The following is a 17,353-nucleotide window of genomic DNA, read 5'->3' as shown; positions in this document are numbered from 1 at the left end:
AGCTCAGATCAGTGATCGCGACCCGAGCGGGGTGCTCGGTGGCGGGATTCACGCCCGCCACCGAGCTCTAGGCGGATGTTACTCGCCCTTAGCCTTCTGAACGATCTCATCGGCCACAGCCTTCGGCACCTCAGCATAGGAGTCGAAGACCATCGAGAATACCGCGCGACCGCTGGTCTTGGACCGCAGATCGCCGATGTACCCGAACATCTCGGAGAGCGGGACAAGGGCGCGCACGACCTTGACACCACTCGCGTCTTCCATGGACTGCACCTGACCACGACGGGAGTTCAGGTCGCCGATCACGTCGCCCATGTACTCCTCGGGGGTGCGAACCTCGACGGCCATCATCGGCTCGAGCAGCACGGGCTGGGCCATGCGTGCGGCCTCCTTGAAGGCCATCGAACCGGCGATCTTGAACGCCATCTCAGACGAGTCGACGTCGTGGTACTGACCGTCGAGCAGAGTCGCCTTGACGTTGACCACGGGGAAGCCTGCGAGGATGCCGTACTGCATCGCATCGCGGATACCCGCGTCGACCGAGGGGATGTACTCGCGAGGAACGCGACCACCGGTGACCTTGTCCTCGAACTCGTAGGTCTTGTCGCCGCCCTCTTCGACCTCGAGCGGGCCGAGCGCGATCTGCACCTTCGCGAACTGACCGGAGCCACCGGTCTGCTTCTTGTGGGTGTAGTCGTACTTCTCGACCGTCTTGCGAATGGTCTCGCGGTACGCGACCTGCGGCTTGCCGACGTTCGCCTCGACCTTGAACTCGCGCTTCATGCGGTCGACAAGAATGTCGAGGTGGAGCTCGCCCATACCCGCGATCACGGTCTGGCCGGTCTCTGCGTTGAGGCTCACGCGGAACGTGGGGTCCTCTTCGGCGAGCTTCTGGATAGCCGTTCCCAGCTTTTCCTGGTCACCCTTGGTCTTGGGCTCGATCGCGACCTCGATCACGGGCTCCGGGAAGGTCATCGACTCGAGAACAACCTGGTTGTTCGGGTCGGAGAGCGTGTCACCGGTGGTGGTGTCCTTCAGACCGATGACCGCGTAGATGTTGCCCGCGGTCAGCTCGTCGACCGGGTTCTCCTTGTTGGCGTGCATCTGGAAGATCTTGCCGATGCGCTCCTTCTTGCCCTTGGTCGAGTTCACGACCTGAGCGCCCGACGGAGCCTTGCCAGAGTAGACGCGCACGTAGGTGAGACGCCCGAAGAACGGGTGCACGGCAACCTTGAATGCGAGTGCCGAGAAGGGCTCGTCGGCGTTCGGCTTGCGCTCGATGATGGTTTCCTCGTCGCGCACGTCGTGGGCCTCGATGGCGCCCACGTCGAGCGGGTTCGGAAGGAAGTCAACGACCGCATCCAGCATCGGCTGGATACCGCGGTTCTTGAACGCCGAACCGCAGTAGACCGGGTAGATCTCGTTGTTCACGACGAGCTTGCGGATGCCCGCCTTGAGCTCGTCGATCGTGAGCTCTTCGCCACCGAAGAACTTCTCGAGCAGCTCGTCGTCGCTCTCGGCGACGGTCTCGACCAGCTGAGCACGGTACTCCTCGGCCTTCGCCTGGAGCTCGGCCGGGATCTCTCGGGTCTCGTAGGCGGCGCCCAGCGAGACGTCACCCTTCGAGTCGCCCTCCCAGACGAACGCCTGCATCGAGAGCAGGTCGACGACGCCGATGAAGTCGCTCTCCGAACCGATGGGGAGCTGCATCACGAGCGGCTTCGCACCGAGACGGCTGATGATGGTGTCGACCGTGAAGTAGAAGTCGGCGCCCATCTTGTCCATCTTGTTGACGAAGCAGATGCGAGGAACGCCGTACTTGTCGGCCTGACGCCAGACGGTCTCGGACTGGGGCTCGACGCCCTCCTTGCCGTCGAACACGGCAACCGCGCCGTCGAGCACGCGGAGCGAGCGCTCCACCTCGACGGTGAAGTCGACGTGACCGGGCGTGTCGATGATGTTGATCTGGTTCTGGTTCCAGAAGCAGGTCACCGCGGCACTGGTGATCGTGATGCCGCGCTCCTTCTCCTGCTCCATCCAGTCGGTGGTCGAGGCACCATCGTGGGTCTCGCCCAGCTTGTGGTTGACACCCGTGTAGAACAGGATGCGCTCGGTCGTGGTGGTCTTGCCGGCATCGATGTGCGCCATGATGCCGATGTTGCGGACCTTGCTCAGGTCGGTGAGCACGTCTTGTGCCACAGGGGTCTCCTCCGTACAGGGGGTGAAAAGTTTGCTTGTTGGGGCAGGATCCGCCCCGTGCTGTCATCCCGGGCCGTCTCCGCGACCGCACCCGTGAGGTTCGCAGCAACTCGACTCGAGTTTCTACGATGCACCTCGAGGGCACGGTCAGGACGGCCCAGGGATGACGAGCGGCGACTACCAGCGGTAGTGAGCGAACGCGCGGTTCGACTCGGCCATCTTGTGAGTGTCTTCACGACGCTTCACAGCGGCACCCAGGCCGTTCGAAGCATCGAGAATCTCATTCGTGAGACGGTCGGTCATCGAGTTCTCGCGACGAGCCTTCGCGTAGCTGGTCAGCCAGCGGAGCGCGAGCGTGTTCGCGCGGTGCGGCTTTACCTCGACGGGCACCTGGTATGTGCTGCCGCCGACGCGACGCGAACGAACCTCGAGGGTGGGGCGCACGTTATCGAGCGCCTTCTTGAGGATCGTCACGGCGTCCTGTCCGGACTTCTCGGCCACGTTCTCGAGCGCACCGTAGACGATGCGCTCGGCGAGGCCCTTCTTGCCGTCGAGCAGGATCTTGTTGACGAGCTGGCTCACGACGGGCGAACCGTACACCGGATCGGCGACGACGGGGCGCTTGGGAGCGGGACCTTTACGAGGCATTACTTCACCTTCTTTGCACCGTAGCGGCTGCGAGCCTGCTGGCGATCCTTGACCGCCTGCGTGTCGAGCGCGCCGCGCACGATCTTGTAGCGGACACCGGGGAGGTCCTTCACACGACCGCCGCGCACGAGCACCATCGAGTGCTCCTGCAGGTTGTGGCCCTCACCGGGGATGTAGGCCGTGACCTCGGTACCGTTCGAGAGCTTCACACGAGCGACCTTACGCATCGCCGAGTTCGGCTTCTTCGGGGTGGTGGTGTACACACGGGTGCACACACCGCGCTGCTGAGGGTTCGCCTTAAGCGCGGGAGCCTTGGTCTTGGAGACCTTCGGCGTCCGGCCCTTGCGAACCAGCTGCTGAATAGTAGGCACTGATTCTCCTATGTAGTCCTGCACGGTGACAGGAATGCTTTCATGGTCAAGCATGTGCGTCCGCTTGCGCGGCCGCGAAGCTGCTGCTGCCCGAACACGTGCGCGGGCAACCGAGTGCAGCTATGCCGTGGGGGTGTCTCACCCACTGCGAACGCCGCGGATGGAGTGACCCGAGAGGAGTTCTCCGCCGTGAGGTCCGCGCCGAGGCACGGTGCTTCTCGGTGGAGCACACCAACAGACAACTTTACGCCGCGGAGCCTGCGAGCGCAACACGCCCGGGCGCGTCGCCGATGCCCCGCCGGCTCAGCTCGGCGGTTCGAGGTGACGACTCAGCTCGGCGAGCAGCGCTTCGATCTGCGGTTCGACGAAGCGGCGGATCGCGGCCTGGATGCGCGGCCGGTGCTCGGCAAGCGCGAAGCAGACCTGTCGCCCGGCTTCGGCAGCACAGCGATCGGCGAGATCGATCTCCATCCGAATCCGGCGCTTCTCCTCGGGGCTCAGCGGGGGCCTGGGAAGCGGGGGCTCCGGCTTGGTCTCTTCGGCGAGGCCGGCAAGCGTGAAGAGGAAGGGCTGCGTCGGCTCGTCGACCTCGGGATCGAGATCGATCCCGTCGTACTCAGGATCAAGACCTGCGGCAGGATCAAAGCCGCCGCTCTCCCAAAGCGCGGCTTCCGAAAGTTCCGAGTGGAGGGCGGGAAGCTGCTCCGCCGTGAACTCGTCGACGCGTCGGTCGATGATCCGCTGCATCCGGGAGACGAGCCCATGCCCGACCTGGTGCGGAACACCATCTGTGATACCGGCCGCGGCGAGGATCGGCGAACCGGTGCATCTCCGGCAGAGCCTCGCGCGCACACGCTGCGTGCCGGGGCGCCATTCGGGGAGTCGGAGCAGCCACGCAGCGACCGCATGGTCGACGCGCTGCTCGATGTCCTCTCCGGTGGTCACGCTCACCCCTCGTCGCCTTCGCGCTCCCACGGCCAGCGCGGCACGCCCCGATCGGTGTACACCCGCCTGAGCAGAACGGCCCAGCATGCGAGCGAGGAAACCGCCCAGATCGGCACCAGTAGTCCGGCATATGGACTGAGCCAGGTCTCATCGACCGAAGCTCCCGCGGCCATGCCGCCCACGCACCAGATGAGATAGGAACCGACTGAGAGCACCAGGAGGTGCGTCCAGGACGGACTGCGTCGTCCGCGCAGCAGCACGATCGACTGGGCCCAGAGGCCCCACGCCAAGGCCCCCAACGCGACCGCGAGAATCAGCGGTGCCGCCCACCGAGGCACGCCATCGGTCTCGATCGGTTCACTGTCCGCGAGGAGCGATAGCATTCCCCACGAAGCCACGACGAGCGACGCCGCAAGGATGGTGCATGCGGCGATGAGCGCACCGACGTAGCCTCGCGTAACTCCGCGCCGACCCGGTTCGCTCACCGCTTCGCACGCACCTCGGCGAGGGCTTCTTCGTAGTCGGCGAGGGCTTCGGCATTCCGTTGGGTCACCTTGCGCCCGCGTCGACCGATCCAGGCCCCGAACCATGCGGTGACCTCACGCGCGATGAGCGCAGCACCGAGCGCGGGGACGGTCAAGCCGAAGGTACTGATAATGGTCTCGTAGTTCCAACCCGTGCGCACCGCCCCGAGCACCTCGGGTGAAAGTGCGTACCCCACCGTCGTGGCCGCCCAGACGATGATGGCCACCGGGAGTCCCCCGATGACGTAGGCCCACCAACCAGCACGGCCTGAAATGAGCACGAGCAGTATGAGTGATACGAAGAAGGACGCGACGGCCGCGATGAACCCCCAAGAGGTCAAAAACGGCAGCAGGCCATCGGTCAAGAACGTCGAGGGCGGGTAGAGGGAGGAAATTCGCAGCGCGATCAGGCCCGCGTACAGCACGGCGAAGACAACCGTCGCGAGCAACGAGATCAGCACACCGGCGCCGCGGTTGCCACGAAATTCTGGGGGCATGGGCGTCTGCATGTAGAGCGCGGCCATCGGATGGTCTGCGCTCACGCGAATCTCTCCGTCGCGCGGCTCACCGAGCAGCGCTTCGGTCTCGGCCACCGAGAGCGCCGCAGTCTGCTCGCCCTCGGGCGAATCTGCCTCAGCACGCGCGCTGGAATCTCGCACCGGACGTCGGCTCGCAGGAGTGCGGGTAGGCGCTGCGGGCAGCACCAGCGGACTCTCCGGCTCGTCGACGTCGCGCGCATCGTTCTCGGGTCCTGCGCCATCACTTCCCTCGTCTACAGAATCGACGACGACAGTCTCTTCTGCGTCGGTGGAGTTCGCGAGGGCGGCCGGGTCATTGGTGTCCCGCGCGCGCTCAACGGCTGCGAGCACCTCGGTCTCCGTCGCCTCGCTCTCCTCGACGGGGGAACCGGCCTGCTGCGTCTCGCGATCCTCGCTCATCGCCTCACCTCTCATCGCGCCCGAGCACGTCTCCGGGGGCACCGCAGACGTGAATTGCTCGCCAATCTACAAGCCTCAAGGGCGGAAACCGCGGAACGACGCGGCAAGGCGTGAAAAACACGCAGGGTGAATAACGGTACGGCGAGTAACGTGAAGGGCGCCCGCACCTCGGAGGAGGTGCGGGCGCCCTTCACATGGGAACCAGATCGATCAGCTGTAGTTGCCCGGGTTGAACTCGTCAGCCGTGAAGCTATCGAAGTCCACGAAGGAGAGGTCGTTCTCATCGAACGTACCCTCGCTGGCGAAGAGGCGATTCGGGTAACGCTCCGCCTTCGCCTCCTCGGTCGCCTGCACGTCAACATCGCGGTAGACGTTCAGGCCGGTACCGGCCGGAATGAGCTTACCGATGATGACGTTCTCCTTGAGGCCGATGAGCGGATCCTTCGATCCCTCCATCGCAGCCTGCGTGAGCACGCGAGTGGTCTCCTGGAAGGAGGCCGCCGACAGCCAGGACTCGGTCGCGAGCGAAGCCTTGGTGATACCCATGACCTCGGGGCGCGCGGTCGCCGCACGCTTGCCGTCGATGACGGTCTCGCGGTTGATCTGCTGGTAGCGAGCGCGGTCGACGAGCTCGCCCGGAAGCAGCTCGGTCTCGCCGTGATCCACCACCGTGACCTTGCGCAGCATCTGCCGCACGATGACCTCGATGTGCTTGTCGTGGATCGGCACGCCCTGCGAGCGGTACACGCCCTGCACGCCCTCGACGAGGTACTTCTGCACGGCACGCTCACCCGGGATGTGCTTGCCGCCCTCGGTCGAACCGACCTGCAGAATGTCCTTCGGGTCGAGCGTGCCCTGGATGAAGGGCTGGCCGAGCTCGACACGATCGCCGTCCTCGACGAGCAGCGTGGCGCGCTTCAGCACGGGGTACGCCTTCTCCTCGGATCCATCGTCCGGAGTGAGCAGGATGCGGCGACCCTTCTCGGTGTCCTCGATCGTGATGCGGCCGGCGGCCTCAGCGATCGGCGATGCACCCTTCGGCGTACGGGCCTCGAAGAGCTCCTGCACGCGGGGCAGACCCTGCGTGATGTCGTCTGCCGAGGCAGAACCACCGGTGTGGAAGGTACGCATCGTCAGCTGCGTGCCCGGCTCACCGATCGACTGCGCAGCGATGATGCCGACGGCTTCGCCGATATCAACACGCTGGCCGGTCGCGAGCGAACGGCCGTAGCAGGTTGCGCACACGCCGACTGCCGACTCGCAGGTGAGCACCGAACGTACCTTGATCTCGGTAACGCCGGCTGCGACCAGCTGCTCGATGAGCACATCGCCCACATCCGACCCAGCAGTCGCGACGACGGTGCCGTCCTCGGTGGTTGCGTCAGCCGCGAGCGTCCGCGCATAGACCGAGTTCTCGACGTTCTCATCGCGCACGAGCACGCCGTTCGCGTCGGCCTCGGCGATCGGCATGTCGAGACCGCGCTTAGTGCCGCAGTCCTCTTCACGAATGATGACATCCTGCGAGACGTCGACCAGACGACGGGTCAGGTAACCCGAGTCGGCCGTACGCAGAGCGGTATCGGCAAGACCCTTACGAGCACCGTGGGTCGCGATGAAGTACTCCGCCACCGACAGGCCCTCGCGGTACGAGTTGATGATCGGTCGAGGGATGATCTCACCCTTCGGATCGCTCACCAGACCACGCATACCCGCGATGTTGCGGATCTGCAGCCAGTTACCACGAGCACCCGACGACACCATGCGGAAGATGGTGTTGTCTTCGGGGAACGCGTCGCGCATGGCCGCAGCAACCTCGTCGGTCGCCTCGGTCCAGATGTCGACCAGCTCACGGTGACGCTCGGCGTCAGTGATCAGACCCTTGTCGTAGTTCTTCTGCACGGCGCCGGCGCGCTTCTCGTGCTCGGCGATGATCTCGGCCTTGTTCGTCGGCGTGACGATATCGCTCAGCGAGACCGTGACACCCGAGCGAGTCGCCCAATAGAAGCCTGCGTCCTTGATCGCGTCGAGAGTCGCAGCGACCTGCACCTTCGGGTAGCGCTCGGCCAGGTCGTTGACCAGGGTCGACAGGCTGCCCTTGTCGGCGACGCGCTCGAAGTACGGGTAGTCGGCGGGCAGCGCCTCGTTGAAGATCGCCCGACCGAGCGTGGTCTCGACCAGCACGGGACGCTCATGCGTCGTTCCGGACTCGTCGGTGTAGCCGACCAGACGGATCTTCGCCGGTGCGCCCAGGTCGAGGGTGCCCTCGTCCATGGCGAGGATCGCCTCGGCGATTGAGCCGAAGGCGCGGCCTTCGCCCTGAACACCCTGCTTCACCGTGGTGAGGTGGTGCAGGCCGATGATCATATCCTGCGAAGGCAGGGTCACCGGGCGGCCGTCAGACGGCTTCAGGATGTTGTTGGAGGCGAGCATCAGGACGCGAGCCTCGGCCTGAGCCTCTACCGACAGCGGCAGGTGCACAGCCATCTGGTCGCCGTCGAAGTCCGCGTTGAAGGCGGTGCAGACGAGCGGGTGCAGCTGAATGGCCTTACCCTCGACGAGCTGCGGCTCGAAGGCCTGGATGCCCAGACGGTGCAGGGTCGGTGCGCGGTTGAGCAGCACGGGACGCTCGCGGATGATCTCCTCGAGCACATCCCACACCTCGGAGCGCGCGCGCTCCACCATGCGCTTCGCAGCCTTGACGTTCTGCGCGTGCGACAGATCGATGAGACGCTTGATGACGAACGGCTTGAACAGCTCGAGCGCCATCTGCTTCGGCAGACCGCACTGGTGCAGCTTGAGCTGCGGGCCGACGACGATGACCGAACGGCCGGAGTAGTCGACGCGCTTGCCGAGCAGGTTCTGACGGAACCGGCCCTGCTTGCCCTTGAGCATGTCTGAGAGCGACTTCAGCGCACGGTTGCCCGTACCGGTCACCGGGCGGCCACGGCGGCCGTTGTCGAACAGCGCGTCGACGGCCTCCTGCAGCATGCGCTTCTCGTTGTTCACGATGATCTCGGGGGCTCCGAGATCGAGCAGACGACGCAGACGGTTGTTGCGGTTGATCACACGACGGTACAGATCGTTGAGATCCGAGGTCGCGAAGCGTCCACCGTCCAGCTGCACCATGGGGCGCAGCTCCGGCGGAATCACCGGGACGACGTCGAGCACCATGGCGGCCGGGCTCGCGCCCGTCTGCAGGAAGGAGTTGACGACCTTCAGACGCTTGATGGCGCGGATCTTCTTCTGCCCCTTGCCCTCGGCGATCTGCAGGTGCAGCGACTCGCTCTCGGCTGCGAGGTCGAAGGACTCGAGGCGCTTCTTGATCGCCTCGGCGCCCATGTACGCCTCGAAGTAGTCGCCGTAGCGATCCATGAGCTCTGCGAAGGTTGCGTCCTCGGGCTTGAGGTCTCCGACCTTGAGGTTGCGGAAGTCCTCCCACACGCGCTGCAGGCGAGCGATGTCCTCGTCGTATCCCTTACGGATCGCGGTGAGCTCCTTCTCGGCGGAAGCTTCTGCGCGACGGCGCTGCTCGGCCTTCGCACCCTCCGCCTCAAGCGCGGCGAGATCGGACTCGGCCTGCTGCTGGCGACGGGCGATCGAGAGATCGCGCTGCTCCTCCAGGCTCTTGAGCTCGAGCCGGAGCTCCGACTCCAGCTCCGCCATGTCTTCGTGGCGGCCCTCTTCATCGATGTCGATGATCATGTACGCGGCGAAGTAGATGACCTTCTCGAGGTCCTTCGGCGCCATGTCGAGGAGGTAGCCGAGGCGCGACGGTACTCCCTTGAAGTACCAGATGTGAGTCACGGGAGCGGCGAGCTCGATGTGGCCCATGCGTTCGCGGCGCACGCTCGACTTCGTCACCTCGACGCCGCAGCGCTCGCAGACGATGCCCTTGTAGCGGACGCGCTTGTACTTGCCGCACGCGCACTCCCAGTCCCGGCTCGGACCGAAGATCTGCTCGCCGAACAGACCGTCCTTCTCGGGCTTCAGCGTGCGGTAGTTGATGGTCTCCGGCTTCTTGACCTCGCCGAACGACCAGCTGCGGATGTCTTCGGCGGTTGCCAGACGAATCTGCAGCTCGTTGAAACTCGTACCCTCGAGCAAAATGTTCTCCTTGGTAACTGTAAGAATTCGTCTGGATCAGATCTCGTCGACGGACGAGGTCTCGAAGCGCGTGGACAGGTTGATTCCGAGCTCCTCCGCGGTGCGGTGGGCCTCGTCATCGTTGTCGCGCAGGTTGACCGCCTGGCCGTCGGCGCCGAGCACCTCGACGTTCAGGCAGAGCGACTGCATCTCCTTCATGAGCACGCGGAACGACTCGGGCACGCCCGGCTCCGGAATGTTCTCGCCGCGCACGATGGCCTCGTAGACCTTCACACGACCCAGGATGTCATCGGACTTGACCGTCAGGAGCTCCTGCAGCGCGTAAGCGGCACCGTAGGCCTCGAGCGCCCACACCTCCATCTCGCCGAAGCGCTGACCGCCGAACTGGGCCTTACCGCCCAGCGGCTGCTGCGTGATCATCGAGTAGGGGCCCGTCGAACGCGCGTGGATCTTGTCGTCGACGAGGTGGTGGAGCTTCAGAATGTACATGTAGCCGACCGAGATCGGGTACGGGTACGGCTCACCCGAGCGTCCGTCGAAGAGCTGCGTCTTGCCGCTCGAATCGATGAGTCGCTCGCCGTCGCGCGTGACCAGCGTGGAGTCGAGGAGCCCTGCGATCTCTTCCTCGGTCGCACCGTCGAATACCGGCGTGGCGACCTTGGTGTCGGGAGCCGCTTCGCGGACCTCGTCGGCGAGACGGGCGGCCCACTCGGGAGTGCCCTCGACCTTCCAGCCCTGCTTCGCGATCCACCCCAGGTGAATCTCGAGCACCTGGCCGAAGTTCATTCGACCGGGGATGCCGAGCGGGTTCAGGATCACGTCGACCGGGGTGCCGTCTGCGAGGAACGGCATGTCTTCGACAGGCAGGATCTTCGAGATGACGCCCTTGTTGCCGTGACGGCCGGCGAGCTTGTCGCCCTCGGTGATCTTACGCTTCTGAGCGATGTAGACCACGACGCGCTGGTTGACGCCCGAGCCGAGCTCGTCGTCGTTGTCGTTCTCGGCGTCGAAGACCTTGACCGAGGTCACGGTACCCGAGACGCCGTGCGGCACCTTGAGCGAGGTGTCGCGCACCTCACGACTCTTCTCGTTGAAGATCGCGCGAAGCAGACGCTCCTCGGCGCTGAGCTCGGTCTCGCCCTTCGGGGTGACCTTGCCGACGAGGATGTCGCCGGGCTCGACCTCGGCACCGATGCGGATGATACCGCGCTCGTCCAGATCCTTCAGCGCCTCCATGCTGGCGTTGGGGAGGTCACGGGTGATCTCCTCCTTGCCGAGCTTGGTATCGCGGGCGTCGACGTCGTACTCCTCGATGTGGATCGAGGAGAGGGTGTCGTCCTTCACCAGGTTCTGGCTCAGGATGATCGCGTCCTCGAAGTTGTGCCCCTCCCACGACATGAATGCCACGAGCAGGTTCTTGCCGAGTGCGAGCTCGCCGTCCTGGGTCGCGGGGCCGTCGGCGATGACCTCGCCGGCCTCGATGCGATCCCCCGCCTTCACGATGACACGGTGATTGTAGTTCGTGCCCTGGTTCGAACGATCGAACTTGCGCAGGTAATAGCTCTTCGAGCCACCGTCGTCGTGCTGCACGGTCACGACATCAGCCGAGACGTCTGCAACGATGCCGGACTTCTCAGCGGCGACAACGTCGCCCGCGTCGATTGCCGCGTAGCCCTCCATACCGGTGCCGACGAGCGGGCTGTCGCTCTTGACGAGCGGCACAGCCTGGCGCTGCATGTTGGCGCCCATGAGCGCGCGGTTCGCATCGTCGTGCTCGAGGAACGGGATGAGCGAGGTCGCGACGGAGACCATCTGGCGCGGCGAGACGTCCATGTACTCCACGGCACTCGCGGGGAACAGCTGCACCTCGGAGCCGCGGGGACGCGCGAGCACCTGCTCCTCCGCGAACTCGCCATCAGCGGTCAGCGGGGCGCCGGCCTGCGCGATGAGGAACTCGTCCTCTTCGTGGGCGGTGAGGTATTCGACCTGATCCGTGACCTTGCCGTTGATGACTCGACGGTAGGGGGTCTCGATGAAGCCGAACGCGTTGATGCGCGCGAACGTTGCGAGCGCGCCGATCAGACCGATGTTCGGGCCTTCAGGGGTCTCGATGGGGCACATGCGACCGTAGTGCGACGGGTGCACGTCTCGCACCTCGACGCCGGCACGGTCGCGGCTCAGGCCGCCGGGGCCGAGCGCCGAGAGACGGCGCTTGTTGGTCAGGCCCGCGAGCGGGTTGTTCTGATCCATGAACTGCGACAGCTGCGACGTGCCGAAGAACTCCTTGATCGCAGCCAGCACGGGGCGGGTGTTGATCAGGGTGTTCGGGGTGATCGCCTCGATGTCCTGCGTGGTCATGCGCTCGCGCACCACGCGCTCCATGCGGCTGAGGCCGGTGCGCACCTGGTTCTGGATCAGCTCGCCGACCGCGCGGATGCGGCGGTTGCCGAAGTGATCGATGTCGTCGGTGTCGAGCCGAACCTCGACCTCCTTGCCGTCGCGAACGCCGGGAAGGGTCTCGGTGCCGGCGTGCAGGCCGACGAGGTACTTGATCGTCGCAACGATGTCTTCGAGCGAGAGCACCGAGTCGGTGATCGGTGCGTCGATGCCGAGCTTGCGGTTGATCTTGTAGCGACCGACCTTGGCGAGGTCGTAGCGCTTCGGGTTGAAGTAGCTGTTGTCGAGCAGCGCACGGGCTGCCTCGATCGCGACCTGCTCACCGGGACGCTGCTTGCGGTAGATGTCCTTGAGCGCCTCTTCCTGCGTGAGGATGCCGTCCTTCTCGAGGGTGGCGGCGATCGACTCGTAGCCGGCGAACTCCTCGAGGATCTCCTCGCTCGTCATGCCGAGGGCCTTCAGGAAGACCGTGACCGACTGCTTGCGTCGGCGGTCGATGCGGACGCTGACCTGGTCGCGCTTGTCGACCTCGAACTCGAGCCATGCGCCACGGCTCGGGATCACGCGTGCGGTGAAGACGTCCTTATCGGAGGTCTTCTCCTGGGCGCGCTCGAAGTACACGCCGGGGCTGCGGACGAGCTGCGAAACGATGACGCGCTCGGTGCCGTTGATGATGAAGGTGCCCTTGTCGGTCATGATGGGGAAGTCGCCCATGTAGACCGTCTGGCTCTTGAGTACCTGAGTCTCGGTGTTGTAGAACGCGGCCTCGACGTAGAGCGGTGCCGAGTAGGTCTTGCCCCGCTCCTTGCACTCCTCGATCGAGAACTTCTGCTCGTCGAGGATCGGGTTCTCGAACGACAGCTGCATCGTGCCTGCGTTGTCTTCGATGGGTGAGATCTCGTCGAAGATCTCCTCGAGCCCGCTCTTCAGGGCGATGTCATCGCGCCCCTCTGCCTGGGCCTCGGCGACGCGCTCTTTCCACGCGTCACTGCCGACGAGCCAGTCGAAGCTCTCGAGCTGCAGTGCCAGAAGGTTCGGCACCGACAGCGTGTCGGAAATCTTGGCGAAGCTCAGACGCGAGTGGTCGCGTCCGTTCTTCGGTGAATTGGTGGAAGATGCGTTGCGCGCAGCAGCCAAGGAACTACCTCCGTGGGCCCCGTCGGGCCGGTTGACCTGAGTCTTGCGGTGAGTTGCTTCGGCACCTGGAAGGGGTCCTGACGAGGGATCCCCAGGCCTACCGCTATATGAAGGCATACTGGTGTCCGGAGTGCAGCTATCTACTGTAACGGATCCTCTACCACAGGTCAACCGCCGCACTCAAGCCGAGAGGCGAAGGCGGAAGTAGCAGGTCGGGCCGACCACCTCCCCTGCCGCTTCACGGCGTTACTGCATGAGGTTCTTTATAGGGTGGCCGCATGGATCGACACCGTGAGATGCTGCGCAGGCTCGGCCCGTGGGCCGTCGCCGCCCTGCTTCTCGTTGCCGCCTGCGGCGCCTTCTTCGTGTTCGTCGATTCTTCCCCGTTCGGGATCGACCGATGGTGGCACGGCGTCGTCTCGACGTCCCGAGGCACGGGACCCTACGCGGTGGCGGTATTCTTCGCCGATATCGGCGGAGGGATCGGTGCTGCAGCCTGCACCGGTATCGCTGTCGCCGCCCTGCTGGCGCTGCGTCGCCCGCGGGATGCTGCGTCGGTGGGTTTCGCCCTGATACTGGGCATCGCGGTCTCGGAACTGCTCAAGGGGCTCGTCCTGCGTCCGCGTCCTTCGGATCCGCTCTACCCGACATTGGGATCTTCGTACCCGTCAGGCCATTCCATGGGAGCCGCGGCCCTCGCCGTGTCGGTGCTGCTCGTCATCGCGGGGCTCGAGCGCACCGGGGCCCGCACCACGAGGGTCGCCGCGTTGATCGCTGCGCTCTGGGTGGTCGCGATGATGTGGAGCCGCACAGCACTGCATGTCCATTGGCTGAGCGACACCATTGCCGGTGCACTGCTCGGCGCCGCCGTCGCGATCCTCTCACGCAGACTCTGGTTCGGATCCTCCACGCCGGGAAGATCCCGCTGACAGAACCTACTCGCAACGAGCCCCCCATCAGCGCGATCACCTCATCAGCGCGATCACCTCATCAGCGGTCGAGGAGATCCTCAGTCGTCGTCCCCGGCACCGAGAGCGTGACCTGAGTGCCCCAGGGGTCATTCACCACGATGGATCCGCCGGTGTCGGAGAATTCGAGTCCGCGTTCCCGCAAGCGCGCGGCCAGAGCGTCAAGATCGTTTCGACTCGGCAGCACGATAGCGACGTCGCCGAGCCCGAGGCGCGCGGCACGGGGTCCGGCTCCGTTGCTGTTCCAGGTATTCATCGCGACGTGGTGGTGGTACCCGCCCGCTGACGCGAAGAGGGCTCCGGGGTATCCGGTGACGGTCGGTTCGAAGCCGAGCGCATCGACATAGAACTTGCGGGCCGTCGGGAGGTCACCGACCTGCAGGTGAACGTGACCCACTGTTCCGGGAAGCGCATCGGTGGCAGCCAGGCTCTGCTCGGTGACATGGGTGCGAATGTATGCGTTCGGATCGAGGAACATCGTATCCATCTGCAGGTCGCCGTCGACGAACTGCCACTGTTCCCGTGGCCGGTCGCGGTAGAGCTCAATGCCGTTGCCTTCGGGGTCGGTGAAGTAGAAGGCTTCGCTCACCAGATGATCACTCGAACCGGCGAAGCGGCTCCTCGGGTCGTTTCCTGCCCGATAGGCAGTTGCGGCAAGCGCTGTCTGATCCTCGAAGAGAAACGCCGTGTGGAACAATCCGGCATCTGTCGGGCGCAATGCCGGCAGGTCGGGGGTGTGCACGAGGCGCACGAGCGGCGTTGTCCCCCGGCCGAGTACGCGATGCACCTCACGCCCCCGGCTCCGCTCCTCGAGCGGATCAAGTGCGAGAGCCTTGGCATAGTAGTCGGACATCGTCTCAAGATCACCGACGCGGAGGGTGACCGCATCCATGGCGAGTTCTGGGCTGAGCACGCGCTCATCGGGCGCGAGGGTGGCGTCTTGCTGCATTGGTCTACCTCTCAGATGGATCGGAACCACGCGATGACATCCGGGACGGGCGCGCTTCGCGATTCCGCATTTTAGTTTTATGTACAACTAAATAGTACTCGATGAATACTTAAAGATGCAACTAACCGGTACCCTGGAGGCATGAGCACTCCGCTGAGCCACCCCGAACGCGTCGCGATCGCCCGGTTGCACGCACTACTCGAGCTCCTGCCCACGGCACTCGACCGTCATCTCACCCCAGCAGGAATCACCTCGTTCGAGTACACCCTGCTCGAGGCGCTCGCCGAAGCCCCGGAACACACCCGTCGCATGAGCGCGCTCGCCTCGAAGACCAACGCGACGCTCCCCCGACTGTCGCGCGTGGTGTCATCGCTCGAGAAGCGCGGACTCGTCGAGCGGTCTCGATGCGCCGAAGACGGCCGTGCCACGAACGCAGTACTCACCGAAGCAGGACTCGAGGTGCAGCGCGAGAGCGCCCCCCTCTACGCAGACGGCGCTCGCACGCTCATCCTCGAGGGACTCCGCTCCCTTTCCGGCGATGGCGTCGCGCAGCTCACCGATGTCTCCTACGCAATCCTCAGCGCACTCGATCCCGAACAGCGTCTGGCAGTGACCGCGTCGACACCGCCCTGCACAGCGGATCCGGCTCCGCCGTGCTCAGCAGACCCTGCGCCGAAGCCCACGCCGTGCGCAGCCGATCCTGACGCGAACCCAGCGCCGTGCGCCGCTGATCCGGAACCCGATCCTGCACCATGTGCCGCAGACCCCGCGCCGAAGCCCGAAGCACCGTGCGCTGCCGACCCCGATCCTCTGGCAAGATTCAAGGCATGAGACTCCCGGAACCGGTCGTGCTCTCCTCCGGTCTGCTCGCTGAATTTCAGGAGGACCGTTTCGTCCCAGGCGCAGTGCAGCTCGTCATCGACGGCACACCGCAGTCGCACATCAATCTGCGCGATCCCTCCGACCTGTTCTTCGAGTACGTGCGGCGCATCGGACACGTGATCGACCTCTGCCGCCCGCCGGGCGCCCCGATCTCGGCGCTGCATCTCGGCGGCGGCGCCTTCACCCTGCCCCGTTACGTCGAAGCCACGCGCCCCGGGAGCCGTCAGCAGGTGATCGAACTTGAGGGCGCACTCGTCGACCTCGTCAGAGAAGTGGCGCCACTGCCCAGGCGGGCCAGCATTCGCGTGCGACGCGGAGATGCCCGCGACGTCGTCGGACGACTCCCCGACGGCATGCGCGGCGCAATGGACCTCATCATCGTCGACATCTTCGCCGGCGCGCAGACCCCCGCACACGTTTCCAGCACGGAGTTCTACGAGCTCCTCCGCCCGCTGCTCACCCCCGACGGCATTATTGCGATCAATGCTGCCGACGGCACGGGCCTCCCGTTCGTGCGCGGACAGGCCGCCACACTCGCAGCACTCTTCCCCGCGGTCGCCGCGATCGCCGAGCCGCAGGTGATCAAAGGACGCCGCTTCGGCAACGTTGTACTCATCGCCTCCGAGAGCGAAGCCGAGTGGGACTGGCTGCCTCGTCTCCTCGCCGGCGGCCCCCACCCGGCGAGAATGCTTGCTGGGCGCGAATTCTCCGAGCTCGTACGGGGAGCGAAGCCCATCACCGACGACACCGCGTTCGACTCCCCCGCACCCGCGCGCGAGCTGTTCGAGTAAGGCTGACCGGGCATGTCCGACCTCGACCGCGTCCGCGTGTGGGCGAATGCGCTCATCCGCATGCACCTCGATCCGCAAATCTGGAGCTTCGGGTTCGACAACGCGAAACGCCGCGCCGGACTGTGCAACTTCACCGAGCGGCGCATCACCGTCTCGCGCTACCTCGCCGCACGCTTCGACGACGACGAGATTCACCAGGTGCTGCTGCATGAGGTCGCGCACGCCATGGCCGGGCCACGGGCCGGGCACGGCGCCGAGTGGAAGCGCATCGCCGCCGAAATCGGCTACGTCGGTGGACGTACGCACGACGGCGAGATCGCGAGTGAACTCGCGCCGTGGGTAGGGCACTGCCCGGCCGGGCACGAGCACGTCCGTTTCAGGAAGCCCGGATCACGCCCGGTGTCGTGCGGCAAATGCTCGCGCGGATACTCAGACGCCCACCGCATCGAGTGGCGCAGACGATAACAGGCGCAGAGCTCGGCTGAACGCTCCGCGTTCAG

The 17,353-nt window shown here is 65.2% G+C and carries 13 protein-coding genes; 4 read left to right on the top strand and 9 right to left on the bottom strand.

The genetic code is table 11. The annotated features are described in order from the left end of the window. Nucleotides 1–78 precede the first annotated feature (78 nt). From fusA to rpoB, 8 genes are all read right to left on the bottom strand, one after another. Nucleotides 79–2,199: an elongation factor G gene (fusA, locus tag ACUYV6_RS06095; protein WP_449277763.1), complete on the bottom strand. Its 2,121-nt coding sequence runs from the start codon at nt 2,197–2,199 to the stop codon at nt 79–81. Nucleotides 2,200–2,376: 177 nt separating this feature from the next. Next, on the bottom strand, nt 2,377–2,847 hold the full coding sequence (gene rpsG, locus ACUYV6_RS06090; protein ID WP_449277762.1) for a 30S ribosomal protein S7: 471 nt from the start codon (nt 2,845–2,847) through the stop codon (nt 2,377–2,379). Next, the gene (gene rpsL, locus ACUYV6_RS06085; RefSeq protein ID WP_046456180.1) at nt 2,847–3,218 is read right to left on the bottom strand and encodes a 30S ribosomal protein S12; all 372 of its coding nucleotides are present in this window, start codon (nt 3,216–3,218) and stop codon (nt 2,847–2,849) included. Before rpsL ends, rpsG begins: the two co-directional genes overlap by 1 nt. A gap of 303 nt (nt 3,219–3,521) precedes the next feature. Beyond that, the gene (locus ACUYV6_RS06080; RefSeq protein WP_449277761.1) at nt 3,522–4,163 is read right to left on the bottom strand and encodes a spermidine/putrescine ABC transporter substrate-binding protein; all 642 of its coding nucleotides are present in this window, start codon (nt 4,161–4,163) and stop codon (nt 3,522–3,524) included. Between the two features lie 2 nt (nt 4,164–4,165). Beyond that, on the bottom strand, nt 4,166–4,648 hold the full coding sequence (locus ACUYV6_RS06075) for a hypothetical protein (protein ID WP_449277760.1): 483 nt from the start codon (nt 4,646–4,648) through the stop codon (nt 4,166–4,168). Continuing rightward, nucleotides 4,645–5,625 carry a hypothetical protein gene (locus ACUYV6_RS06070; RefSeq protein WP_449277759.1) on the bottom strand — a complete coding sequence of 327 codons (981 nt, stop codon included), beginning with the start codon at nt 5,623–5,625 and terminating at the stop codon, nt 4,645–4,647. The genes ACUYV6_RS06075 and ACUYV6_RS06070 overlap by 4 nt, the downstream gene beginning before the upstream one ends. 210 nt (nt 5,626–5,835) lie before the next feature. Beyond that, the gene (locus ACUYV6_RS06065) at nt 5,836–9,729 is read right to left on the bottom strand and encodes a DNA-directed RNA polymerase subunit beta' (protein ID WP_449277758.1); all 3,894 of its coding nucleotides are present in this window, start codon (nt 9,727–9,729) and stop codon (nt 5,836–5,838) included. A 36-nt stretch (nt 9,730–9,765) separates the two neighbouring features. Beyond that, on the bottom strand, nt 9,766–13,263 hold the full coding sequence (gene rpoB / locus ACUYV6_RS06060) for a DNA-directed RNA polymerase subunit beta (protein WP_449277757.1): 3,498 nt from the start codon (nt 13,261–13,263) through the stop codon (nt 9,766–9,768). A gap of 278 nt (nt 13,264–13,541) precedes the next feature. Here rpoB and ACUYV6_RS06055 point away from each other — a divergent pair, with 278 nt between their 5' ends. Beyond that, nucleotides 13,542–14,192: a phosphatase PAP2 family protein gene (locus ACUYV6_RS06055; RefSeq protein WP_449277756.1), complete on the top strand. Its 651-nt coding sequence runs from the start codon at nt 13,542–13,544 to the stop codon at nt 14,190–14,192. 61 nt (nt 14,193–14,253) lie between these two features. Here the strand turns inward: ACUYV6_RS06055 and ACUYV6_RS06050 are convergent, their stop codons facing one another. Continuing rightward, nucleotides 14,254–15,180 carry a VOC family protein gene (locus tag ACUYV6_RS06050; protein WP_449277755.1) on the bottom strand — a complete coding sequence of 309 codons (927 nt, stop codon included), beginning with the start codon at nt 15,178–15,180 and terminating at the stop codon, nt 14,254–14,256. Between the two features lie 141 nt (nt 15,181–15,321). On the opposite strand from ACUYV6_RS06050, the gene ACUYV6_RS06045 reads away from it, so the two are divergent. From ACUYV6_RS06045 to ACUYV6_RS06035, 3 genes are read left to right on the top strand one after another with little or no spacing between them, the layout of a single operon-like run. After that, entirely contained in the window at nt 15,322–16,011 is a 690-nt protein-coding gene (locus tag ACUYV6_RS06045; protein ID WP_449277754.1) for a MarR family transcriptional regulator, read from the top strand. Continuing rightward, the gene (locus ACUYV6_RS06040; protein WP_449277753.1) at nt 16,008–16,853 is read left to right on the top strand and encodes a spermidine synthase; all 846 of its coding nucleotides are present in this window, start codon (nt 16,008–16,010) and stop codon (nt 16,851–16,853) included. The genes ACUYV6_RS06045 and ACUYV6_RS06040 overlap by 4 nt, the downstream gene beginning before the upstream one ends. 12 nt (nt 16,854–16,865) lie before the next feature. Beyond that, the gene (locus ACUYV6_RS06035; RefSeq protein WP_449277752.1) at nt 16,866–17,318 is read left to right on the top strand and encodes a SprT-like domain-containing protein; all 453 of its coding nucleotides are present in this window, start codon (nt 16,866–16,868) and stop codon (nt 17,316–17,318) included. Nucleotides 17,319–17,353 lie beyond the last annotated feature (35 nt).

It is taken from the genome of Leucobacter sp. GX24907, from assembly GCF_053567335.1.
The sequence above is the reverse complement of the archived record's forward strand: the minus strand, read 5'-3'. Positions and strand labels throughout refer to the sequence as shown.

Bases quoted from the DNA above. Each gene is read 5' to 3' on its own strand.
- ACUYV6_RS06035 (WP_449277752.1), top strand. From the start codon at position 16,866: ATGTCCGACCTCGACCGCGTCCGCGTGTGGGCGAATGCGCTCATCCGC.
- ACUYV6_RS06050 (WP_449277755.1), bottom strand. From the start codon at position 15,180: ATGCAGCAAGACGCCACCCTCGCGCCCGATGAGCGCGTGCTCAGCCCA.
- ACUYV6_RS06055 (WP_449277756.1), top strand. From the start codon at position 13,542: ATGGATCGACACCGTGAGATGCTGCGCAGGCTCGGCCCGTGGGCCGTC.
- ACUYV6_RS06040 (WP_449277753.1), top strand. From the start codon at position 16,008: ATGAGACTCCCGGAACCGGTCGTGCTCTCCTCCGGTCTGCTCGCTGAA.
- ACUYV6_RS06070 (WP_449277759.1), bottom strand. From the start codon at position 5,625: ATGAGCGAGGATCGCGAGACGCAGCAGGCCGGTTCCCCCGTCGAGGAG.
- rpsG (WP_449277762.1), bottom strand. From the start codon at position 2,847: ATGCCTCGTAAAGGTCCCGCTCCCAAGCGCCCCGTCGTCGCCGATCCG.
- ACUYV6_RS06045 (WP_449277754.1), top strand. From the start codon at position 15,322: ATGAGCACTCCGCTGAGCCACCCCGAACGCGTCGCGATCGCCCGGTTG.